Below are 23,101 nucleotides of genomic sequence, written 5' to 3'. Positions count from 1 at the left end.
GGCGGGTGCTTGTGGTAGCGTGGTTCGAGCGCCCGCCCCATGAGCACAAGCACCGCCCTCCCGCCGCTGCCGCGCACCGCGTTCCGGCTTGGCCATGCGCGCTTGGGCTACTGGCCCGTCTGGCTGTGCGCGCTGCTGAGCCTGGCGCTGGGCCTGGCGATGCTGCGCGTGCAACAGCAGCAGCAGCGCGGCGAGGAGCGCCTGCATGTCGAGCAACGCCTGACCCTGCTGCGCGACCGGCTGGAGGCCAGCGCCCAGGCCACCTTCAGCCCGACCCTGGGCCTGTCCACCCTGATCCAGGTCGATGGCGGCATCAGCGAGCAGCGCTTCGAGCAGCTGATCCAGCGCGCCGTGACCCTGGTGCCGCAGCTGCGCAGCGTGGTCGCGGCGCCGGACGATGTGGCGCGCCATGTCTACCCGCGCGCCGGCAACGAGGCGGTGTTCAACCTCGACTACCGCCGCATCCCCGAGCAATGGGCCCAGGTGCAGGAGGCTCGCCAGCGCCGCCAGCCGCTGCTGCGCGCGCCGGTGCCCCTGGTGCAGGGCGGCCTGGGCGTGATCCAGCGCACGCCGGTGTTTCTGCGCGGCGAAGACGGCGGCGGCGGCGAGCCGCGCTACTGGGGCGTGGTCTCGGTGGTGGCGGACCTGGAGCGCTTTGTCCAGGCCGCGGGCCTCTCCGCCGAGCAGGAGCTGGAACTGGCCCTGCATGCGGCGACGCCCGAGGGCCGGCCCGGCGCGCTGATCTGGGGCCATGAAAACACGGCCGAGGACGGCGTGCACCTGAGCGCCCGGCTGCCCGGCGCCGACTGGCTGCTGCTGGCGCGGCCGCGCGCCGGCTGGGGCCAGGCCAGCCCCTGGAGCCCGATGCTCTTGATGCTGTGGAGCGGCGGCGCGCTGATCACCGCGCTGCTGGCCCTGCTGATGCGGCAATGGCATGCGCTGTGCCGCCACAACGAGGCGTTGACCCACGAGATCGAGCAGGGCCAGCGGATGCGCAGCCAGCTGGAGGAATCGCAGGCGCGCTTTCGCAGCCTGGCCAGCCTGGCCAGCGACTGGGTCTGGGAGCAGGACGCCGAGCTGCGCTTCACCTATATCTCGCGCATGGCCGAGGAGGCCAGCAACACCGATTCGAGCCTGGTGCTGGGGCACCGGCGCTGGGACTCGCCGGCCCTGGTGCCGGGCATCGCCTGGGACGAGCATCGCGCCCTGCTGGAGCGCCACGAGACCTTCCGCGACTTCGAGTACGCTCAGATCTCCTCGGACGGCAGCGTGCGGCATCTGAGTGTCTCCGGCGCGCCGATCTTCGACGCCCAGGGGCGCTTCGGCGGCTACCGCGGCACCGGCCGCGATGTCACGGTGCAGCGCCGCGCCGAGGCGGCGCTGCGCGCCTCGCAGGCCGAGCTGCAGGCCGCGCGCGACCGGCTGCAGGCGGTGCTGGATGCGGCGGTCGAGGTGGCCATCGTCGCCACCGATGCCGAGGACCGCATCACCGTCTTCAACCGCGGCGCCGAGCGCATGCTGGGTTACAGCGAGCCCGAGGTGCTGGGCCGCAGCCCGCATCTATGGCATCTGCCGGAGGAGATCGCGGCGCGGGCGGCCGAGGCCCAGGCCGAGCTGGGTGTGCCGGTGGCGCCGCACGAGGCCTTCATCGCCCGCCCGCTGCGCCAGGGCAGCGACACGCGGATCTGGACCTTCGTGCGCCGCGACGGCCGGCGGCTCGAGGCCTCGCTGACCGTCAGCGGCGTCTATGACCGCGACGGCCAACTGGTCGGCTTCCTCGGCGTGGCGCGCGACATCAGCGCGCAGCTGAGCGCCGAGCGCGCGCTGCGCAACCTGAACGCCGAGCTGGAGCAGCGCGTCGCGGCCCGCACCGCCGAGCTGGGCGAGACGCTGGAGACCCTGCAGCATGCGCAGGAGGAGCTGATGCGGGCCGAACGCATGGCCGCGCTCGGCTCGCTGGTGGCCGGCGTGGCCCATGAGCTGAACACGCCGCTGGGCAACTGCCTGACCACCGCCTCGACCCTGGAGGGCCGCAGCCGCGAGATCGCCGGCCAGCTGCAGACCGGCTCGATCCGCCGCTCCGGCCTGGAGGCCTATCTGCACGATGTCGGCACCGCCAGCGACATCCTGCTGCGCGGCCTGACCAGCGCCTGCGAACTGGTGCAGCATTTCAAGCAGCTCTCGGTCGACCAGACCAGCGAGCAGCGCCGCAGCTTCCCGCTGCAGGATGTCGTCGGCGATGTGCTGGGCCTGGCGCGGGCGCGCTGGAAGAGCACGCCCTACCGCATCGAGACCGAGATCGCCGAGCTGCCACGCCAGCTCGACAGCTACCCCGGCCCACTGGGTCAGGTCTTGTCCAACCTGCTGCAGAACGCGCTGATGCATGCCTTCGACGGGCGCGACGGCGGCCTGCTGCGCATCCGCGCCCGGCCACTGTCCGACGAGGGCTTCGAGCTGGTGATCGAGGACGATGGCCGCGGCATGAGCGAGGAGGTGCGGCGGCGCGCCTTCGACCCCTTCTTCACCACCAAGCTGGGCCGCGGCGGCACCGGCCTGGGACTGAACATCGTCTACAACATCGTCAACGATGTGCTGGGCGGCAAGGTGGAGCTGAGCAGCCGCCCCGGCGAGGGCTGCCGCTTCGTGTTCCGCCTGCCCTATGTGGCGCCGCAGCTGGCGGGCTAGCTAGCACAGAACCCAAAAACCCGACGCCGAACACGGCGGCGGGGGCGGTCCTAGACTGCGGCCCATCATGTCGACCCAGATTCCTCTCTCCATCCTCGATCTCGCCCCCATCGTCGAGGGCAGCGATGCCGCGACCGCGCTGCGCAACAGCGTGGCCCTGGCCCGCCATGCCGAAGGCCTGGGCTACCGGCGCTTCTGGGTCGCCGAGCACCACAATATGGACGGCGTGGCCAGCTCGGCCACCGCGGTGCTGATCGGCCAGATCGCGCAGGCGACCGAGCGCATCCGCGTCGGCTCCGGCGGCATCATGCTGCCCAACCATGCGCCGCTGACGATCGCCGAGCAGTTCGGCACCCTGGCCACCCTGTTCCCCGGCCGCATCGACCTGGGCCTGGGCCGCGCGCCCGGCACCGACGGACCGACGATGCGCGCGCTGCGCCGCCACTTGAGCAGCGCCGCCGAGGACCGCTTCCCCGAGGATGTGCTGGAACTGCAGGCCTATCTGGGCCCGGCCCGCGAGGGTCAGGTCGTGCGCGCGATCCCCGGCCAGGGCACCGAGGTGCCGATCTGGCTGCTGGGCTCCAGCCTCTACAGCGCGCAGCTGGCCGCCTATCTGGGCCTGCCCTTTGCCTTCGCCTCGCATTTCGCGCCGGAGCTGCTGATGCAGGCGCTGGAGCTCTATCGCGCCCAGTACCGCCCCAGCGCCCGTCATCCCGAGCCGCGGGCGATGGTCGGCCTGAACGTGATCGTGGCCGACAGCGACGAACAGGCCCGGCATCTGTTCACCTCGATCCAGCAGCGCTTCCTGGGCATGCAGCGCGGCCAGCGCGGCCCGCTGCCGCGCCCGGTCGAGGACATGGAGCCGCTGTGGAACCCGGCCGAGAAGGCCGGCGTCGCGCGCATGCTGGCCGAATCGGTGGTCGGCTCGCCGGCCACGGTGCGCGCCGGCCTGCAGGCTACCTTGGAGCGCACCGGCGCGGACGAGTTCATCGTCGCGAGCGCGGTGCATGACTTCGGGGCGCGGCTGCGGTCCTATGAGCTGCTGGCGGGGCAGGCCGGGGGCGCCGCGTCCGCCTAGTTGCTGAGCGCACGCCCGGCCCGGCCGCGCGCGCCGGCACCGCGACAATCGCGGCACCATGCCCCTGTCCCTGCCTGCCGGCCTCGCGGTCCTGCGCGAGCGCAACTTCGTCCTCTACCTGGCCGCGCGGCTGCTGGGCGCCTTCGCGGTGCAGATGCAGAGCGTCGCGATCGGCTGGCAGGTGTATGCCTTTTCCGGCGAGGTGTTGGACCTGGGCCTGGTCGGGCTGGCGCAGTTCCTGCCGTTCCTGATCCTGATCCTGCCCGCGGGGCAGGCGGCGGACCGGCTGGACCGGCGCCGCATCATCACGGTCTGCTTCGGCATCAACCTACTGTGTGCGCTGCTGCTGTGGCTGATGACGCATCGCGGCCTGACCAGCGTCTGGCCGGTGCTGGCGGTGCTGACGCTGTTCGGCTCGGCGCGCGCCTTCAGCATGCCGGCCAGCCAGGCGGTGCTGATCAACCTGGTGCCGCCCCAGCATTTCGCGCAGGCGGTGGCGATCAATTCCTCGACCTTTCATGTGGCGGTGATCGCCGGCCCGGTGCTGGGCGGCCTGCTCTTCCTGGCCGGGGCAGAGGTGGTGTACGGCTGCGTGACCCTGCTGCTGGGCGCCTCCGTGGCGCTGATGCTGATGCTGCCGCGCAGCGAGAAGAAGGCCGCGAGCCAGGAGCCGGCCTCGCTGCGCTCGGTGCTGGAGGGGCTGCGCTTCGTGTTCTCGCGCCCGATCATGCTGGGCGCGATCTCGCTGGACCTGTTCGCGGTGCTGTTCGGTGGCTCGGTCGCGATGCTGCCGGCGGTGGCGCGCGACCTGCTGCATACCGACGCCACCGGCCTGGGCCTGCTGCGCAGCGCGCCAGCGATCGGCGCGGCGCTGACCACCGCGCTGCTGGCGCTGCGGCCGATCCAGCGCCATGTGGGGCGCTGGATGTTCGGCGGCGTGGCCCTGTTCGGCGCGGCCACGATGCTGTTCAGCCTGTCCGGCTGGCTCTGGCTGTCACTGGTGGCGCTGCTGCTGATGGGCGCGGGCGACATGGTCAGCGTCTACATCCGCCATATCCTGGTGCAGTCACAGACGCCGGACGAGATCCGCGGCCGGGTCAGCGCGGTCAGCGCGGTCTTCATCGGCGCCTCCAACGAGCTGGGCGAGTTCGAGTCCGGCGCGGCCGCGGCCTGGCTGGGCCTGCGGCCCTCGATCCTGGTCGGCGGCGCGGCCACGATCGGCATCAGCCTGCTCTGGATGCGCCTGTTCCCGCAGCTGCGCCGGATGGACCGCTTCCCGCCGATCCACGGCTAGCGCAACGCCAACCCGAAGCGCTCCGGCCGCAGCGTCCAATGCCCCAGGATGTCGGCCGAGACCAGCACCCGCTCGGCGCGGCCGATCAGCTTCTCGCGCGGCACGCTGCCGATGAAGCGCGAATCCTCGCTGTTGTCGCGGCTGTCGCCCAGCATGAAGAACTGGCCCGCCGGCACGGTCACCGGCCCGAAGTCGCGCCGCGCGCCGGCAATGCCCTCGAGGTACTGCACCGCATGGCCGGCGCCCGCCCCGGCCGACTGCTCGCGCAGGCGCAGCGCCGGCAGCACCAGGCCGGGCGCCAGTTGCTCGTCGCCGCGCGACAAGGCCTGATACCGCGCGGCACGGCCGTTGATGAAGAGCCGGCCGGCGCGCAGCTCCACCCGCTCGCCGGGCAGCGCAACGATGCGCTTGATCAGGCGCGCGCCGGTGGCCGGCGAGGAGAAGGTCACCACATCGCCGCGTCGCGGCTCACCCAGTCGCCCGAGCAGGATCACGTCGCTGAGCGGCAGCTTGAGGTCGTAGGCCAGCCGGTTGACGAACACGACGTCGCCCTCCAGCAGGGTCGGCTTCATCGACGCCGAGGGGATCGGGTTCCAGTCCGCGATCGCGGTGCGGAAAAAGCCGAAGCACAGCAGGAACAGCAGAAAGCCGCGCTTGTCCTTGAGCCAGTGGCGCATCGTCGTGATCCCATGAAAGTGGCGATGCGTCAGTGTGGGCGGCGGCTGCAGCGGACAGGGGGTTGCGGCGGCGAATGGCGGCCCGGACGGCATGAGCGGCCCGGCCTGCTGCACGAAGGCTCAAAATACTGTATATTTATACAGTCTCTTGAGCATCGCGAGGCCCAGCCATCATGTATCTCGATCTTCAGGACCCCGACAGCATCGTCAACTGGTGGCGCGAGTTCCCCGAGCGCCACTGGTCCTATCTGGACGCGCTCGACCGCTTGACGCCGCAGTTCCGCGCCAGCATCCAGCTGGCCCGGCAGCGCATCCGCAAGCACCCGGACTTCCGCCCGCTGGCGTCGGGCGCGGCGACCCCGTTCCGCGCCGAGGCCGCCACCGCCGATCCGGCTCCCGTGGATGAGGACGATACCCGGGACTTCGCGCCCAAGTACGGCGCTGTCGTGGCGGCGCCGACGGACGCGTTCCACTGATTTCTTTTCCGAGCAGTTGCCGGGCTTCGCTTTTCTCCTGTTTCGACTTTTGGGAGCCCGAGCATTGGCCCGGTGAACCTCAGGGTTCACCGGGCTTTTTTTGGCTTGTCAGCCGATCGCCTTGCGCGCGTTGCGGAACATGCGCATCCAGGGGCTCAGCTCGCTCTTGTCGCCGCTGGTCCAGCTCATCAGGATGTTGCGGAACACGCGCTCCGGGTGCGGCATCAGCGCGGTGAAGCGGCCGTCGGCCGTGGTCACGCCGGTCAGGCCGCCCGGGCTGCCGTTCGGGTTCAGCGGGTAGACCTCGGTGGCCGCGCCGCTGTTGTCGACATAGCGCAGCGCGCGCGCCACCTTGTCGGCGTTGCCGCGCTGCGAGAAGTCGGCGTAACCCTCGCCATGCGCCACCGCGATCGGCAGGCGGCTGCCGGCCATGCCCTGGAAGAACAGGCTGGGCGATGCCAGCACCTCGACCATGGCCAGACGGGCCTCGAACTGCTCGCTCTTGTTGCGGGTGAACTTGGGCCAGTCCTGTGCGCCCGGGATGATCGGCGACAGCGCGGCCAGCATCTGGCAGCCATTGCAGATACCCAGGGCAAAGCTGTCCTGGCGCGCGAAGAAGGCCTTGAAGTCCTCGGCCAGCACCGGGTTGAACATCACCGACCGGGCCCAGCCCTCGCCGGCACCCAGGGTGTCGCCGTAGCTGAAGCCGCCGCAGGCGACGAAGCCCTTGAAGTCGCGCAGCGAGGCGGCGCCCGACTGCAGGTCGCTCATGTGCACGTCGTAGCTGTCGAAGCCGGCCAGCGCCATCGCATAGCTCATCTCGACATGGGAGTTGACGCCCTGCTCGCGCAGGATCGCCAGCTTGGGACGGGCACCGCTGTTGATGAAGGGGGCCGCGACATCCTCCTTCGGATCGAAGGTCAGGTGCACATGGCGGCCCGGATCGTCGGCGCGGCCGGTCTGGGCGTGCTCGCTATCGGCGCAGGCCGGGTTGTCGCGCAGCTGCGCGATGCGGTGGCTGACCTGGTCCCATTGCTGGTGCAGCTGGTCCAGCGGCGCGCTGAACACGGTCTTGGCGTCGCGCCAGACCTCCATCTTGCCGCTGGTATTGGGCTTGCCGACCACGTGCGAATGCTTGGACAGGCCATGCTTGCGCAGGACCTGCAGCGCGGCGTCGCGGTCCTCGGTCTTGACCTGCAGCAGCGCGCCCAGCTCCTCGTTGAACAGGGCCTTCAGGGTCAGCTCGTTGCGGCGGGCATCGACCTGCTGAGCCCAGTTCTTGACGTCGCCGTCCTCGGTCTCCGGGACCAGCATGTCCACGTTCAGGCTGATGCCGCTTTTGCCCGCGAAGGCCATCTCGCAGGCGGTGGCCCACAGGCCGCCGTCGCCGCGGTCGTGATAGGCCAAGAGCTTGGCCGAAGCGCGCAGCTCGTTGACCGCCTCGACCAGGCCCTTCAACAGGGCCGCGTCGTCCAGGTCCGGTACCTCGGCGCCGAACTGGTTCAGGGCCTGCGCCAGGATCGAGCCGCCCATGCGGTTCCTGCCCTGGCCCAGGTCGACCAGGATCAGCGAGGTGTCGCCGGCCTGCAGCTCGGGCGTCAGGGTGCCGCGCACATCGGCGATCGAAGCGAAGGCGCTGATGATCAGCGACACCGGCGCCGTGACCTGCCTATTCTCACCATCCTGCTCCCAACGGGTGCGCATCGACAGGGAATCCTTGCCGACCGGGATCGAGATGCCCAGCTGCGGGCACAGCTCCATGCCCACCGCCTTGACGGTGTCGAACAGCGCGGCATCCTCGCCCGGCTCGCCGCAGGCGGCCATCCAGTTGGCGCTGAGCTTGACGCGCGGCAGCTCGATCGGCGCGGCCAGCAGATTGGTGATGGCCTCGCCCACCGCCATGCGGCCCGAGGCGGGGGCATTGACCGCGGCCAGCGGCGTGCGCTCGCCCATGCTCATCGCCTCGCCGGCGAAGCCCTTGAAATCGGCCAGGGTCACGGCGCAGTCCGCCACCGGCACCTGCCAGGGGCCGACCATCTGGTCGCGGTGGTTCAGGCCGCCGACGGTGCGGTCGCCGATGCTGATCAGGAAGCGCTTGGAGGCCACGGTCGGATGGCGCAGCACGTCGACCGCGACCTTGGACAGGTCCACGCCGGTCAGGTCCAGCGCGCCGCCGTCGCGGGCCACGCGGGTCACGTCACGGTGCATCTTGGGCGGCTTGCCCAGCAGCACGTCCATCGGCATGTCGATCGCGCGCTCGCCACCCTCGCCGTCTTCCAGCACCAGCTCGCGCTGCTCGGTGGTCACGCCGACCACCGCGAAGGGGCAGCGTTCGCGCTCGCACATGCTCCGGAACAGTTCCAGGCTGCCCGGCGCGATCGCCAGCACATAGCGCTCCTGGCTCTCGTTGCACCAGATTTCCTTGGGCGCCAGGCCGCTCTCTTCCAGCGGCACCTTGCGCAGGTCGAAGCGCGCGCCGCGGCCGGCGTCGTTGACCAGCTCGGGGAAGGCGTTCGAGATGCCGCCGGCGCCGACGTCGTGGATCGCCAGGATCGGGTTCTGCTCACCCAGGCCCCAGCAATGGTTGATGACCTCCTGCACACGGCGTTCGATCTCGGGGTTGCCGCGCTGCACCGAATCGAAGTCCAGGTCGGCAGTGTTGGTGCCGGCCGCCATCGAGGAGGCCGCGCTGCCGCCCATGCCGATGCGCATGCCCGGGCCACCCAGCTGCACCAAGAGGCTGCCGGCCGGGAACTCGATCTTCGTCGTCTGGTCGGCGCGGATCGCACCGATGCCGCCCGCGATCATGATGGGCTTGTGATAGCCGCGCTGCACGCCGGCGACTTCCTGCTCGAAGACGCGGAAGTAGCCGCCCAGGTTGGGCCGGCCGAATTCGTTGTTGAAGGCCGCGCCGCCCAGCGGGCCCTCGATCATGATCTGCAGCGCGCTGGCGATGTGCTCGGGCTTGCCGATCTCGGCCTGCTCCCAGGGCTCGGCCAGGCCCGGCAGGCGCAGGTTCGAGACCGAGAAGCCGGTCAGGCCGGCCTTGGGCTTGGCGCCGCGGCCGGTGGCACCTTCGTCGCGGATTTCGCCACCGGCGCCGGTGGAGGCGCCCGGGTGTGGGGAGATCGCGGTCGGGTGGTTGTGGGTCTCGACCTTCATCAAGACATGGGCCAGCTCGCTACGCGCCTCGTACTTGGGGGCGCGCGCGTCGCCGGCCTGCATCCAGCGCTCGATGGGGTGGCCTTCCATCACCGCGGCATTGTCCGAATAGGCGACCACCGTGTGCTGGGGCGCCAGCTTCTCGGTGTTGCGGATCATGCCGAACAGGCTATGCGGCTGTTCCTCGCCATCCACCGTGAACTTGGCGTTGAAGATCTTGTGGCGGCAGTGTTCGCTGTTCGCCTGCGCGAACATCATCAGCTCGACATCGCTGGGGTTGCGCTTCAGGGTGTTGAAGGCGCTGACCAGGTAGTCGATCTCGTCGTCGGACAGCGCCAGGCCGAATTCCTTGTTAGCGCCTTCCAGCGCCTCTCGTCCCTGGCCCAGCACGTCCACATGGGCCAGGGGCTGGGCCGTCTTTTCGTCGAACAGATGCTGCGCATCCTCGCGCGCCAGCAGCACGCTCTCGGTCATGCGGTCGTGCAGCAGCGCGGCGCAGGCGACCAACTCATCCCGGCTCAGGGTCTTCACGCCGCCGAGCAGGCCGGACTTCAGCGTGATGCGGTATTCGGTGACGCGCTCGACACGATGGATCTGCTGCAGGCCGCAGTTGTGCGCGATGTCGGTGGCCTTGGAGGCCCAGGGGCTGACGGTGCCCAGGCGCGGCGCGACGACCACCAGGCCGCCCTCGCTGCCGCCTTCATAGGCGTCGCCATAGTTCAGCAGCGCGGCCAGCTTGGTCTTGTCTTCCTCGCCGAGCGCCACATCGCTCCAGACCCAGTGCACATGGCGGGCCGAGACGCCGTTGATGCGCTCGTTGACGGCCTGCAGCTGGGGCAGCAGGGCCTGGGCCCGGAAGGCGGAAAGAGCGTTGCCGCCCTCGAAGGAGAGAAGATGCTTGGAGGAGGTGGAGGCCATGGAATCCCGCGGTGCGCGCCGGGCCGGGTCGGCCCGGCCTTCTTCGGTCGGTGAAGCCCGGGATTCTACCGAGAGCCGCGCCGGCGCCCGGACTCGCCATGACAAGTTTCACTGGCTGGTCAAAAAGCGATACTCGCCGCCATGAGCCCCACACCGAGCCAGATCTGGAACCAACGCTATGCCAGGCAGGAACTGGTACGACAGGACGACTGGCTGCTGCCCTGGCGGGAGCGGCTGCAGACCCTGCCCCGGCCGCGCAGCGCGCTGGACCTGGGCTGCGGCGACGGCTTCGAGACCGCGCGCCTGGCGGACTGGGGCTTCGCGGTCACCGCCACCGACATTGCCGAACAGGCGCTGGCCCGCTCGCGCGAACGCACGCCGGCCGCGCAGCACCTGCGGGCCGATGCCCGCGCGATGCCCATGCTGGCCGACGCGAGCTTCGATCTGGTGATCGCCCACCTGTCGCTGCATTACTTCGACCGCGCCGGCACCCTGGCCGCCTTCGGCGAGGTGGCGCGGCTGCTGCGCCCCGGCGCCCTGCTGCTGGCCTGCGTCAACGCCGAGGACGATCTGAACTACGGCGCGCCGGCCGGGGCCGCGCAGAGCTGGGAGCTCAGCCTGGTCGACGGCGTGCCCAAGCAGTTCTTCGGCGAGGCCAAGCTGCGCGAGGCGCTGGGCTCGGGGCGCTACGAGATCGAGAGCCTGAGCAAGCGCAGCACCCCGCGCTACGGCGCGCCGAAGTCCCTGTGGGAGCTGGCGGCGCGCCGCGTCTAGGGTCGGGTCTTACTTTTCCGTCTTCATCCGCTCGACGATCGCCTCGGTGCGGTCCAGCAGGGCCGGCACGTCGATCGTCGTCAGCTCGCGGCCTTTGAGCACCTGCTTGCCGCCGACCCAGACGTCGGAGACATGCTCGCGGCCGGCCACATAGACCAGCTGCGCGTCGGCGTGATAGACCGGGCGGCATTCCAGCGCGTCCAGCGACACGGCCACCACGTCGGCCAGCTTGCCGACCTCCAGCGAGCCCAGCTCGTCGCCGCGGCCCATCGCCTTGGCGGCGCGGATCGTCGCCATCTCCAGCGCGGTGCGCGCCGAGACGGTCAGCGGGTTGCCGGTCACGCCCTTGGCCAGCAGGGCCGCGGCGCGGATCTCGCCGAACATGTCCTGGCGGTTGTTGGAGGCCGCACCGTCGGTGCCGAGGATGGTGTTGACACCCGCGGCTTCCAACGCGGTCAGCGGCTGCACGCCGGAGGCCAGCTTCAGGTTCGAGTTCGGGTTGTGGACCAGGTGCACCTTCTGCCTGGCCAGCATCGCAATCTCGTCCTCGTTCAGATGGACCATATGCACGGCCATCATCTTCTCGTTCAAGAGGCCCAGCTTGTTCAGGCGCTCCAGCGGGCGCATGCCGTACTGCTTGACGCTCTCATCCACCTCGAATTGAGTCTCGTGGATATGGCAGTGCATCTGCAGCTCATGCTTCTCGGCCAGCTCGCGCAGCTTGATGAAGGTCTCGTCCGAGACCGTGTAGGGCGCATGCGGCGCGCTGGTCCAGTCCAAGAGCCGCTCGCCCTTGAACTGCTCGAAGGCGGCCAGGCCCTTGGCGATGTAGTCGTCCGGACCGGAGGCATAGCCGGTGGGGAAATCGATCACATTGATCGACACGCCGGCACGGATGCCGCTGTCCACCGCCGCGCGCGCCATCGCGGTCGGGAAGAAGTACATGTCGTTCAGATAGGTCACGCCGCCGCGCAGCGCCTCGGCCGCCGACAGCAGCGAGCCCTGGTAGGTCCAGTCCTCGCTGACCCACTTCTTCTCCAGCGGCCAGATATGGTTGTTCAGCCAGTCCATCAGCGCCAGGTCGTCGGCCACGCCGCGCAGCAGCGACATCGCCGAATGGGTGTGGCCATTGATCAGGCCGGGGATCAGCACATGCCGGCCCAGCTCGACCCGCTCGGCGCTCGGGTATTGCGCCTCGGCCTGTTCCCAGGGCAGCACCGCGGCGATGCGCTCGCCCTCGATCACGACCGCATGGCGCGTCAGCACCTCGCTGCCGGGGGACATGGTCAGCACCCATTGGGCCTTCAGAATCTTGGTCGTCGTGCTCATGCTGTCATTCCTTGGTTTCAAAAGCCTGGGCAAAAAGTTCCAGCACGCCGTCCTCGTCGACCGCGATGCAGACCTGCTGCGGCGGGCAGGCGCTCCACGGCGTCTGGGCGCCGGTGGGCTTGGCGAAGTCCTGGATGGTCTGGCCGCGCGCGATGCCCTCGGTCACGACTCGCACCGGGCCGGCGCGCAGGGTGAACAGGCTCGGGTCGATCAGGTAGGCGATCGCGCTGCTGTCGTGCGAGTAGATGCCGCCGATGCCGTCCCGGCCATGGTAGAAATCCTGGTAGTGGCGCGTCGCCTCCCACAGGAAGTCGCCGGCGCCCTGCCCCTTGCCGCGCAGCCCGGCCAGGAACTCCTCCTTCATCACCACTTCCTGCGTGACGTCCAGGCCGACCAGCACCACCGGCCAGTCGGCGGTGAACACCAGGTCCGCGGCCTCGGGGTCGTTGATGATGTTGGCCTCGGCCACCGGCGTGACATTGCCGCCATGGCCGTAGGTGCCGAAGGCGCCGCCCATCACGATCACCTGCCTGACCTTCTGCGTGATCGAGGGATCGTGGCGCAGCGCCAGCGCCAGATTGGTCATCGGGCCGACGGCCACCAGGGTCAGCTCGCCCGGCTGGGCATTGACCATCTCGCAGATCAGCTGATGCGCGGGTCGGGGGTCGGGTCTTGCCGCCCCGCTGGACAGGCGCTCGAACATGCCGCCCAGGCCGTCGTCGCCATGCACATGGGCCGGAAACTCCTTCTCGCCCGAGGCGCCCAGCGGGCCGGCCGCGCCGGCCGCGACCGGGATAGACAGGCCGTAGAAGGCGCTCAGGGCCAGCGCGTTGCGCGTGGTCGTCTGCACCGAGGCATTGCCGAACACCGTGGTCAGCGCGCGCAGCTCGATGGACGGATGGCGCGCCAGCAGGAACAGGGCCATCGCATCGTCGATGCCCGGGTCGGTGTCGAAGATGACCTGATGAATGGGCTTGTGGCTGCTCATCGTCACAGCTCCTCTGCCAGTTCGGCGCGGCGCGGCATCGCCGACTGCACGCCGCTGCGGCTGACCGCGATCGCTGCGGCCGCCTGGCCCAGGCGCACCGCATCGGCCGCGGCCATGCCCTCGGCCAGGCCGGTGGCCAGGCCGCCGACGAAGGTGTCGCCGGCGCCGACCGTGTCGACCGCCTTCACCACCCGGGCCGGCAGATGCGTCAGCGCGCCCGTCGCTTCGCACAGCAGCACGCCCTGCGCACCCAGGGTCACCGCGACCTGGTGCGGGCCCTGCAGCAGCAGCGCGCGCGCCGCCTGGCCGGCCTCCTCCAGGCCGCCGGCCGGCAGACCCGCGAACTGGGCCGCCTCGGTCTCGTTGAGCACCAGCCAGTCGGTCAGCGGCAGCAGCTCGGCCCCGGCCGGCAGCGCCGGCGCGGCGTTCAGAATGGTCGTGACGCCGGCCGCGCGGGCCAGCTCGAAGGCGCGGCGGATCGCCGGCACCGGCACCTCCAGCTGGGCCACCAGCACCCGCGCGCCCTGCAGCAGCGCGGCGCCGGCGTCCACATCGGCGGGGGCCAGATCGGCATTGCTGCCCGGCACATAGACGATCGAGTTCTCGCCGCCCTCGCTAGCGACCATGATCACCGCGATGCCCGGCAGCGCCGCCTCGTCCACCACCACGCCCTCGGTCGCGATGCCCTCGGCGGCCAGTGCCGCCAGCAGCTCGCGGCCATGGGCCTGGGTGCCGACCCTAGACAGGAAGGCCACCGGCGCGCCCAGGCGCGCGGCGGCCACCGCCTGGTTCGCGCCCTTGCCGCCCGGCGTCATCGCGAAGGCCTCGCCCATCAGGGTCTCGCCGGGCGCCGGTAGGCGCTTGGAGAGCGAGATCATGTCCATATTGATGCTACCGACCACCACCACCTGGGCGGCGGGTCCTGCGGCAGCGCGCTGGTCCGTCATCGGAAGAACTCCCTCGTCACAGTCATCGTCATCATCGTCGTCATCTTGCGTTCCCGGCCGGGCTCAGCGCACCGGTGCGGCGGTGCTTTCGCGCACCACCAGGCGCGGCGTCAGCTGCACGTCCTTCAGCGGCGCGCCGGGGTTGTCGATGCGGTCGATCAGCACCCGCGCGGCCTCGCGCCCGAGCTCCTTGATCGAGCAGCCGACCGTGGTCAGTGCCGGGTAGACATAGCCGCTCAGCTCCACATCGTCGAAGCCGACCACCGAGAACTGGCGCGGCACGTTCAGGCCGGCCTCGGCCGCGGCACGCAGCGCGCCCAGGGCCATCAGGTCATTGCTGGCGAACACCGCGGTGATGTCGGGGCGTCGGCGCAGCAGCTGGCGCAGCGCCTCGTAGCCGCCGGCGCTGCTGAAGTCGCTCTCGACCAGCAGGCCCTCGTCGGGTTGCAGCCCGCGCTCCAGCTGGGCGCGGCGCCAGCCCTCGACCCGCTCGCTGGTCACCTCGAACTCGCTCGGGCCGCTGACGCAGGCGATGCGGCGGTGCCCCAGGTCGAGCAGATGCTTGACCGCCTTGTGAGCGCCGTCCAGGTTGTTGACGCTGACGCGGTCGGCGCGCGCGCCGGGCACCAACCGGTCAACCGTCACCAAGGGCACGGTGGCCAGCTTGAAGATGCGCGCCAGCGCCTCGGCATCGCCGGCGGAGGACAGCAGCAGGCCGTCGATGCGCTTTTCCAGCAGGGTGCGCATGTACTGCTGCTGGCGCTTCGGGTCGTTGTCCGAGTTGCAAAGGAACACCGAGTAGCCGGCCAGCCGGCAGCATTCCTCGACCCCGACCACCAGCTCGGCGAAGAAGGGGTTGTTCACGTTGGGCACCAGCACGCCGACGATCTTGGTCTCGCTCTTGCGCAGCGAGCGCGCCACCGCGCTGGGCAGGTAGCCGATCTCCTCGACCGCGGCCAGCACCCGGCGACGCGCATCGGCGCTGACCGGGCGGGTGTCGTTCAGGACATGGGAAACAGTGGTGAATGACACCCCGGCCAGGGCCGCAACATCCTTGATCGTGCTCACAGACTGACTCGGTCCTCGTGCCTACATTCCGGTTCGGATCGCGCCGGGCGGCGCTACATGCCTGAATTCGCAATGGCAAACGTTTGCCAACTGGGAAAGCATAGCTGAAATGTTAGCGCGCGTTTCACCTCGCTCCGGCCATTTGCGCAAATAGAGGGGACAGATCGCCCGGCATTAACCCTAGCTTCAGCCAACACTCGTTCCGAGGCAGAGCAAAGTCGTGCGCGTCTTAATGCCCCCTTCTGCAGGGCCGGGCTGCGCCGGGACGCGGGCATGCGCAATTGCTCCGTGTCCCCCGGGCCGCTTTGCGGCCCTCCTCCTTAACCTGCGCAATTGCGCATACCCGCATCCCGGCCAATCCACCGCACGTGGTTCGCGAAGAAAGCCCAACGCAGCACCAAGCAGGAGGGAGGGTAGGCCTGATGCGGAGGTCAAGGAGGAGGCCGCGAAGCGGCCGGGGGACACGTAGCAGCAGGCCTGCCCTCCCTCCTGCGCCCAGGCCTCTGCCATCGTGACATCACCAATCAAGGCGCAAGGAAGCAAAGAAAAACCCCGCGAGCCAAAGAAGGCTGGCGGGGTTCGGTCCGGCGGCCGGCGGGAGCGGATACCCTCCCCGACCGCGGATTCAAGCGTCGATCAGCGCTGGGCGATCGGCTTGACGTCGCGCGAGGTGGCGCCGACGAAGAGCTGGCGCGGACGGCCGATCTTGTACTCGGGGTCGCCGATCATCTCGTTGAGCTGGGCAATCCAGCCGACCGTGCGGGCCAGCGCGAAGATCGCGGTGAACAGCGGCACCGGGATGCCGATGGCGCGCTGCACGATGCCGGAGTAGAAGTCGACGTTCGGGTAGAGCTTGCGGGCGACGAAGTATTCGTCTTCCAGCGCGATCTTCTCCAGCTCCATCGCCAGCTTGAACATCGGGTCGTTGTGCAGGCCCAGCTCGTTCAGCACCTCGTGGCAGGTCTCGCGCATCAGCTTGGCGCGCGGGTCGTAGTTCTTGTAGACCCGGTGGCCGAAGCCCATCAGCTTGACGTTGCTGTTCTTGTCCTTGACCTGCTTGATGAACTCGCCGATCTTGGCCACGCCGCCCTGCTTCTGGATGTCGCCGAGCATGTTCAGCGCCGCCTCGTTGGCGCCACCATGGGCCGGGCCCCACAGGCAGGCCACGCCGGCTGCGATCGCCGCGAACGGGTTGGTGCCCGACGAGCCGCACAGGCGCACGGTCGAGGTCGAGGCGTTCTGCTCGTGATCGGCGTGCAGGGTGAAGATGCGGTCCATCGCGCGCACCAGCACGTCGTTGGGCTTGTAGTCCTCGCAGGGCGTGGCGAACATCATGCGCATGAAGTTGCCGGCGTACGAGAGATCGTTCTTCGGGTAGATGTAAGGCTGGCCGATGGTGTACTTGTAGGCCATCGCCACGAGCGTCGGCATCTTCGCGATCAGGCGGATCGCGGCGATCTCGCGGTGCTCGGGGTTATTGATGTCGGTGCTGTCGTGATAGAAGGCCGACATCGCGCCGACCAGGCCGGTCATCACGGCCATCGGGTGCGCGTCGCGACGGAAACCGCGCAGGAAAAACTGCATCTGCTCGTTGACCATCGTGTGGTTGGTCACGCGGGCGGTGAACTCTTCCTTCTGCGAGGCGTTCGGCAGCTCTCCGTACAGCAGCAGGTAGCAGGTCTCAAGGTAGTCGCAGTTGACGGCCAGTTGCTCGATCGGGTAGCCGCGATACAGCAGCTCGCCCTTGTCGCCATCGATGTAGGTGATGGTCGAGTTGCAGGAGGCGGTCGACAGGAAGCCCGGGTCGTAGGTGAACTTGCCCGTCTGAGCGTAGAGCTTGCGGATGTCGATCACATCCGGACCCACCGTGCCCTTGTAGATGGGCAGGTCCATGCTGGGGCTGCCGTCCGTGAACGACAGGGTGGCTTTGACGTCAGAGGGGGTCATGGGCATTCCTTATGACTTCTTTGGGGATTTGTTTAAGAAGGTGTCCTGAGCAGGCCCAGGACCTCTTGCACATCGGCGCGATCCAGCTCACCCTCGGGCTCCTTGCGGCGCAGCAGCAGATCCATCAGATCGTTGTCCGACAGATCCATCAGCTGGCGCAGGCCCTCGGCCTGGAACTCCGTCAGGCTGCTCTCGTGCCTCTGGAAGAAGCGCTCGATGAAAAGGTCATTCTCCAGCAGGCCGCGGCGGCAGCGCCACTTGAGCTTGGAAAGAGCCCTCTCATCGATGGGTTTGTCGAGCGCCGTCATCACGCTTGCATATCAGACGGCGCGACGCACCATCAGTTCCTTGATCTTGCCGATGGCCTTCGTCGGGTTCAGTCCCTTCGGGCAGACGTCGACGCAGTTCATGATGGTGTGGCAGCGGAACAGGCGGTACGGATCTTCCAGGTTGTCCAGGCGCTCGGCCGTCGCTTCGTCGCGGCTGTCGGCGATGAAGCGGTAGGCCTGCAGCAGGCCGGCGGGCCCGACGAACTTGTCGGGGTTCCACCAGAAGCTGGGGCAGCTGGTCGAGCAGCTGGCACACAGGATGCATTCGTACAGGCCGTCCAGTTCCTCGCGCTCCACCGGCGACTGCAGACGCTCCTTCTCGGGCGGCGGGTTGTCGTTGACCAGGTAGGGCTTGATCGAGTTGTACTGCTTGAAGAACTGCGTCATGTCGACGATCAGGTCGCGCACGACCGGCAGTCCGGGCAGCGGCTTGAGCACGATGGTGCCGGACAGCGTGCGCATGTTCGTCAGGCAGGCCAGGCCGTTCTTGCCGTTGATGTTCATCGCGTCCGAACCGCAGACGCCTTCACGGCAGCTGCGGCGGAAGCTCAGGGTCGGATCCAGGGCCTTGAGCTTGACCAGGGCGTCCAGCAGCATGCGCTCATGACCGTCGAGTTCGATCTCGAGGGTCTGAATGTAGGGCTTGGCGTCCTTGTCGGGATCGTAGCGGTAGATCTGGAAAGTGCGCTTCATTGTCTTGCTCTCTATCCTTGGCTTAGAACGTGCGGACCTTGGGCGGCACGGACTCGACGGTCAGCGGCTGCAGGTTCACCGGCTTGTAGTCCAGGCGGTTGCCTTCGGAGTACCACAGCGTGTGCTTCATCCAGTTGGCGTCGTCGCGGTTCGGATAGTCGTTGTGGGCATGGGCGCCACGCGATTCCGGGCGGGCCGCGGCCGAGGTCATCGTGGCCTTGGCGGCCTCGATCAGGTTCTCGACCTCCAGCGCTTCGACGCGCTCGGTGTTGAAGACCTTGGACTTGTCCTTCAGGCCGATGCCGCCGACGCGCTGGGCGACCTCAAGGATCTTCGTCACGCCCTCGTCCATGCTGGCCTGGGTGCGGAACACGCCGGCATGTTTTTGCATGGTCGAACGGATGTCGTTGGCCACGTTCTGCGCGTATTCGCCGTTGCTGGCCGACTCCAGGCGCGCCAAGCGCGCCAGGGTGCGGTCGGCGGCGTCCTTGGGCAGGGGCTTGTGCGACTTGGTCTTCAGGTTGAAGTCGACGATGTGGTTGCCGGCCGCGCGGCCGAACACCACCAGGTCGAGCAGCGAGTTGGTGCCCAGGCGGTTGGCGCCATGCACGCTCACGCAGGAGCATTCGCCGACGGCGTAGAGGCCGTTGATGATGTCGTTGTGCTTGCCGTTCTTCGGGATCACGACCTGACCATGGACGTTGGTCGGGATGCCACCCATCTGGTAATGGATGGTCGGCACCACGGGGATCGGTTCCTTGGTGATGTCGACGTTGGCGAAGTTGTGGCCGATCTCCAGCACCGAAGGCAGGCGCTTGGCGATGGTCTCGGCGCCCAGGTGGGTCATGTCCAGCAGCACATAGTCCTTGTTGGGACCGCAGCCGCGACCTTCCTTGATCTCCTGGTCCATCGAGCGCGAGACGAAGTCGCGCGGCGCCAGGTCCTTCAGCGTGGGCGCATAGCGCTCCATGAAGCGCTCGCCGTTGGCGTTGCGCAGGATCGCGCCCTCGCCGCGGCAGCCCTCGGTCAGCAGCACGCCCGCGCCGGCCACGCCGGTCGGGTGGAACTGCCAGAACTCCATGTCTTCCAGCGGGATGCCGGCGCGCGCCGCCATGCCCAGGCCGTCACCGGTGTTGATGAAGGCATTGGTCGAGGCCGCGAAGATGCGGCCCGCGCCGCCGGTGGCCAGCAGCACGGTCTTGGCCTCGAGGATGTGCACCTCGCCGGTTTCCATTTCCAGCGCGGTCACGCCCACCGCGTCACCTTCGGCGTCGCGGATGATGTCCAGCGCCATCCACTCGACGAAGAACTGGGTGCGGGCCTTGACGTTCTGCTGGTACAGCGTGTGCAGCAGCGCGTGGCCGGTGCGGTCGGCCGCGGCGCAGGCGCGCTGCACCGGCTTCTCGCCGTAGTTGGCGGTATGGCCGCCGAAGGGGCGCTGGTAGATCGTGCCGTCGGCATTGCGGTCGAAGGGCATGCCGAAATGCTCGAGCTCGTACACGACCTTCGGTGCCTCGCGGCACATGAACTCGATCGCGTCCTGGTCACCCAGCCAGTCCGAACCCTTGACGGTGTCGAAGAAGTGGTAGTGCCAGTTGTCTTCCGACATGTTGCCCAGGCTGGCGCCGATGCCGCCCTGGGCGGCCACGGTGTGCGAGCGGGTCGGAAAAACCTTGGACAGCACGGCCACGTTCAGGCCGGCCAGCGAGAGTTGCAGCGATGCGCGCATGCCGGAGCCGCCGGCCCCGACGATCACGACGTCGAATTTGCGCTTTGCAAGCGTGGTCCCAATCTGCATATTCTTCAAAGCCTCCAAAGCACCTGGATCGCCCAACCGGCGCAACCCACCAACCACACCAGCGTGAACACCTGCAGCGCCAGGCGGATGCCGACCGGCTGCACATAGTCCATCCAGATATCGCGCATGCCCACCCACGCGTGGTAGGCCAGCGAGATGATCACCACGAAGGTCAGCACCTTCATCCACTGCGACGAGAAGATCGCCGCCCAGTGGTCATAGCCCAGCGGGCCGGGCATAAGGAACTGCACCAGCAGCACGACGGTGAACAGGGCCATCAGCACAGCGGTGATGCGCTGGGCCAGCCAGTCGCGCAAACCGTAGTGCGCGCCGACGACCAGGCGTTTGGAGCCGAAGGTACTCATTTGGGTAGACCTCTCGTTTTTGGGGATCAGTAGACGCCGAACAGCTTGGCCGCGGTCAGCGCGGTCAGCAGCAGGCTCAGAACCAGCGTGAAGACGGCGGAGGACTTGCCCTGCTGCTTGCTGACGCTGTGGGTGGCATCCATCCACAGGTGGCGCACGCCGGCGATGAAGTGGTGGAAATAGGCCCAGGCCAGGGCCAGCACCACCAGCTTGACGAACCAGGCGGGCACGAAGCCGATGCCGGCCACGAAGGCGTTGGTGAAGGCCTCGTAGGAAATCTCGGAGGTCAGGCTGTTGTCGAACATCCAGATGATGAAGGGCAACAGCAGGAACATCAGCAGACCGCTGACGCGATGCAGGATGGATACAAAGCCGGCTGCCGGGAGGCGGTAGGTTCGGACATCGGTGAAGATGTTGATGTTCCGATAGACCGGTCGTTTCTTGGTAGCGGTGGCGTTTGTCATATCCGACCTTGTGTAATCAACGTGAAACCGAAGGATTTTATTGCAATGCAACAGGGAAGCGATGGACGACGTGCGACTTGCACACATCGCACGACGGCCGCAAGGATTAGTTCAGCTCATTGCGGTAGTAATGTGAAGCGGTGTGGTAGAGGCCGCGCCGCAGCTCCACCGGCTTGTCGCCATAGGTGAAGGACAGGCGCTCAACGCTGAGCAGCGGCGTGCCGACCGGCACCTGCAGCAGCCCGGCGCTCTCGGCATCGGCCACCACCGCGCGAATCTTTTCCTGGGCCCGGATCATGTGCACGCCGAACTCGGCCTCGAACAGGCCGTAGAACGGGCCGCGGTGCTGCTCCAGGCGCTCCGCGGTCAGGCCCTTGAACAGGGTGCCGGGCAGCCAGATGTCATCCAGCACCACCGGCTGGCCTTTGCTGTGCAGCAGGCGGCGCACCTCCACCATCGCGTCGCCGGCGCGCATCTGCAGCTGGCGCGCGATCCAGGCCGGCGCGCGCTGGCGCTTGCAGTCCAGCAGTTGGCGGCCCAGCGACTCCGAGCCCTCGTCGGGCACCAGGCGCAGGAAGCGATACTGGATCTTCTGCTCGGCATGGGTGGCCACGAAGGTGCCCTTGCCCTGGCGACGCACCAGCACGCTCTCGGCAGCCAGTTCGTCGATCGCCTTGCGCACCGTGCCCTGGCTGACGCCGAAACGGGCCGCCAGCTCCAGCTCGCTGGGAATGGCCTCGCCCGCCTTCCACTCGCCGGCCTGCAGGCCGGTAATGATCAGGCCCTTGATCTGGCGATACAGCGGGCTGAACGAGGGAGAGCCCTCCGCACGCGAGGCGTCGGAGACGGGCTGGGGCAAGGGAGGCATGACCCGGATTGCAACACAGCCGGGCGCCGGCCGTCCATCAAAGTTGACTAATGTCTTCTATAAGACATAAGACGACTGCGGAAAATTGCAAAACAAACGCATAATCGCGCGCTACAGCCCTGCACCGCGGCGGGACACCCCGGGAAAGCCCTGAGACTGTCCTACACTCGCGAGCGCACCCAGCTGCCGGACGGTCCGGCGACGGCGGGCTCGACCCGAATCCCTCACTTTTCTCTCGGAGCTTCCACATGAGCAACAAGAAACCCGTTCGCGTCGCCGTCACCGGCGCCGCCGGTCAGATCGGCTACGCCCTGCTGTTCCGCATCGCCTCGGGCGAGATGCTGGGCAAGGACCAGCCGGTGATCCTGCAGTTGCTGGAAATCCCCGACGAGAAGGCCCAGAACGCGCTGAAGGGCGTGATCATGGAGCTGGAAGACTGCGCCTTCCCGCTGCTGGCCGGCATCGAAGCCCACAGCGACCCGATGACCGCCTTCAAGGACACCGACTACGCCCTGCTGGTCGGCGCCCGCCCGCGCGGCCCCGGCATGGAACGCGCCGACCTGCTGGCCGCCAACGCCCAGATCTTCACCGTGCAGGGCAAGGCCCTGAACGCCGTGGCCTCGCGCAATGTGCGCGTGCTGGTGGTCGGCAACCCCGCCAACACCAATGCCTACATCGCGATGAAGTCGGCCCCGGACCTGCCGGCCAAGAACTTCACCGCCATGCTGCGCCTGGACCACAATCGCGCCGCCTCGCAGATCGCCGCCAAGACCGGCAAGGCCGTCGGCTCGATCGAGAAGCTGGCCGTGTGGGGCAACCACTCGCCGACCATGTACGCCGACTACCGCTTCGCCACCATCGACGGCCAGGGCGTCAAGGCCCTGATCAACGATGAAGCCTGGAACCGCGACACCTTCCTGCCGACCGTGGGCAAGCGCGGCGCCGCCATCATCGCCGCCCGCGGCCTGAGCTCGGCCGCCTCGGCCGCCAACGCCGCGATCGACCATATGCGCGACTGGGCCCTGGGCACCAACGGCAAGTGGGTCACGATGGGCATCCCGTCCGACGGCTCCTACGGCATCCCGAAGGAAGTCATGTTCGGCTACCCCGTCACCTGCGAAGGCGGCGAGTACAAGATCGTCCAGGGCCTGGAGATCGATGCCTTCTCGCAAGAGTGCATCAACAAGACCCTGAAGGAACTGACCGACGAGCAGGACGGCGTCAAGCACCTGCTGTAAGTC

At 68.3% G+C, this 23,101-nt stretch carries 19 protein-coding genes; 6 read left to right on the top strand and 13 right to left on the bottom strand.

The features are described from left to right. Positions 1-39 precede the first annotated feature (39 nt). The 3 genes from G8A07_RS12965 to G8A07_RS12955 all read left to right on the top strand — a co-directional run bounded on the left by G8A07_RS12965 (position 40) and on the right by G8A07_RS12955 (position 5,057). Entirely contained in the window at positions 40-2,685 is a 2,646-nt protein-coding gene (locus tag G8A07_RS12965) for a PAS domain S-box protein (RefSeq protein WP_195797386.1), read from the top strand. Positions 2,686-2,752: 67 nt separating this feature from the next. Continuing rightward, positions 2,753-3,763 (top strand): LLM class flavin-dependent oxidoreductase, encoded by a 1,011-nt coding sequence (locus G8A07_RS12960; RefSeq protein WP_195797385.1) that lies wholly within the window; start codon positions 2,753-2,755, stop codon positions 3,761-3,763. 58 nt (positions 3,764-3,821) lie between these two features. Further along, on the top strand, positions 3,822-5,057 hold the full coding sequence (locus tag G8A07_RS12955) for an MFS transporter (RefSeq protein WP_195797384.1): 1,236 nt from the start codon (positions 3,822-3,824) through the stop codon (positions 5,055-5,057). Here G8A07_RS12955 and lepB read toward each other — a convergent pair. After that, positions 5,054-5,734, bottom strand: a complete 681-nt coding sequence (lepB, locus tag G8A07_RS12950) for a signal peptidase I (protein WP_195797383.1) — start codon at positions 5,732-5,734, stop codon at positions 5,054-5,056. The two genes, G8A07_RS12955 and lepB, sit on opposite strands and share 4 nt — an antisense overlap. A gap of 173 nt (positions 5,735-5,907) precedes the next feature. Between lepB and G8A07_RS12945 the strand changes: the two genes are divergently transcribed. Continuing rightward, positions 5,908-6,210 carry a hypothetical protein gene (locus tag G8A07_RS12945; RefSeq protein ID WP_195797382.1) on the top strand — a complete coding sequence of 101 codons (303 nt, stop codon included), beginning with the start codon at positions 5,908-5,910 and terminating at the stop codon, positions 6,208-6,210. A 108-nt stretch (positions 6,211-6,318) separates the two neighbouring features. Here the strand turns inward: G8A07_RS12945 and purL are convergent, their stop codons facing one another. Continuing rightward, positions 6,319-10,290, bottom strand: a complete 3,972-nt coding sequence (purL, locus tag G8A07_RS12940; protein WP_195797381.1) for a phosphoribosylformylglycinamidine synthase — start codon at positions 10,288-10,290, stop codon at positions 6,319-6,321. Positions 10,291-10,431: 141 nt separating this feature from the next. On the opposite strand from purL, the gene G8A07_RS12935 reads away from it, so the two are divergent. Beyond that, positions 10,432-11,064 carry a class I SAM-dependent methyltransferase gene (locus tag G8A07_RS12935; protein ID WP_195797380.1) on the top strand — a complete coding sequence of 211 codons (633 nt, stop codon included), beginning with the start codon at positions 10,432-10,434 and terminating at the stop codon, positions 11,062-11,064. 9 nt (positions 11,065-11,073) lie between these two features. On the opposite strand, the gene G8A07_RS12930 is transcribed toward G8A07_RS12935, so the two are convergent. The 11 genes from G8A07_RS12930 to G8A07_RS12880 form a co-directional block, all read right to left on the bottom strand. Beyond that, a complete protein-coding gene (locus G8A07_RS12930; RefSeq protein WP_195797379.1) occupies positions 11,074-12,393 on the bottom strand; it encodes a TRZ/ATZ family hydrolase in 1,320 nt (439 codons plus the stop codon). Between the two features lie 4 nt (positions 12,394-12,397). Further along, complete coding sequence (locus G8A07_RS12925; protein ID WP_195797378.1) at positions 12,398-13,381, bottom strand: nucleoside hydrolase; 984 nt, start codon at positions 13,379-13,381, stop codon at positions 12,398-12,400. A 2-nt stretch (positions 13,382-13,383) separates the two neighbouring features. After that, positions 13,384-14,328 (bottom strand): ribokinase, encoded by a 945-nt coding sequence (rbsK, locus tag G8A07_RS12920; protein WP_195797377.1) that lies wholly within the window; start codon positions 14,326-14,328, stop codon positions 13,384-13,386. 63 nt (positions 14,329-14,391) lie between these two features. Further along, on the bottom strand, positions 14,392-15,396 hold the full coding sequence (locus G8A07_RS12915; protein WP_195797376.1) for a LacI family DNA-binding transcriptional regulator: 1,005 nt from the start codon (positions 15,394-15,396) through the stop codon (positions 14,392-14,394). A 636-nt stretch (positions 15,397-16,032) separates the two neighbouring features. Then, positions 16,033-17,343: a citrate synthase gene (gltA, locus tag G8A07_RS12910; RefSeq protein ID WP_195797375.1), complete on the bottom strand. Its 1,311-nt coding sequence runs from the start codon at positions 17,341-17,343 to the stop codon at positions 16,033-16,035. Positions 17,344-17,375: 32 nt separating this feature from the next. Continuing rightward, the gene (locus G8A07_RS12905; protein WP_195797374.1) at positions 17,376-17,651 is read right to left on the bottom strand and encodes a succinate dehydrogenase assembly factor 2; all 276 of its coding nucleotides are present in this window, start codon (positions 17,649-17,651) and stop codon (positions 17,376-17,378) included. Between the two features lie 12 nt (positions 17,652-17,663). After that, entirely contained in the window at positions 17,664-18,365 is a 702-nt protein-coding gene (locus G8A07_RS12900) for a succinate dehydrogenase iron-sulfur subunit (protein WP_195797373.1), read from the bottom strand. 22 nt (positions 18,366-18,387) lie between these two features. Next, positions 18,388-20,163: a succinate dehydrogenase flavoprotein subunit gene (gene sdhA / locus G8A07_RS12895; RefSeq protein ID WP_195797372.1), complete on the bottom strand. Its 1,776-nt coding sequence runs from the start codon at positions 20,161-20,163 to the stop codon at positions 18,388-18,390. Between the two features lie 5 nt (positions 20,164-20,168). Beyond that, the gene (gene sdhD, locus G8A07_RS12890; RefSeq protein ID WP_195797371.1) at positions 20,169-20,528 is read right to left on the bottom strand and encodes a succinate dehydrogenase, hydrophobic membrane anchor protein; all 360 of its coding nucleotides are present in this window, start codon (positions 20,526-20,528) and stop codon (positions 20,169-20,171) included. Between the two features lie 26 nt (positions 20,529-20,554). Next, on the bottom strand, positions 20,555-20,992 hold the full coding sequence (sdhC, locus tag G8A07_RS12885) for a succinate dehydrogenase, cytochrome b556 subunit (protein ID WP_195797370.1): 438 nt from the start codon (positions 20,990-20,992) through the stop codon (positions 20,555-20,557). 106 nt (positions 20,993-21,098) lie between these two features. Further along, positions 21,099-21,860, bottom strand: a complete 762-nt coding sequence (locus G8A07_RS12880) for a GntR family transcriptional regulator (RefSeq protein WP_195797369.1) — start codon at positions 21,858-21,860, stop codon at positions 21,099-21,101. Positions 21,861-22,108: 248 nt separating this feature from the next. Between G8A07_RS12880 and G8A07_RS12875 the strand changes: the two genes are divergently transcribed. Beyond that, positions 22,109-23,098, top strand: a complete 990-nt coding sequence (locus G8A07_RS12875) for a malate dehydrogenase (RefSeq protein WP_195797368.1) — start codon at positions 22,109-22,111, stop codon at positions 23,096-23,098. Positions 23,099-23,101 lie beyond the last annotated feature (3 nt).

The sequence above is a fragment of the Roseateles sp. DAIF2 genome (assembly GCF_015624425.1).
GTDB lineage: Bacteria > Pseudomonadota > Gammaproteobacteria > Burkholderiales > Burkholderiaceae_C > Kinneretia.
The sequence above is the reverse complement of the archived record's forward strand: the minus strand, read 5'-3'. Positions and strand labels throughout refer to the sequence as shown.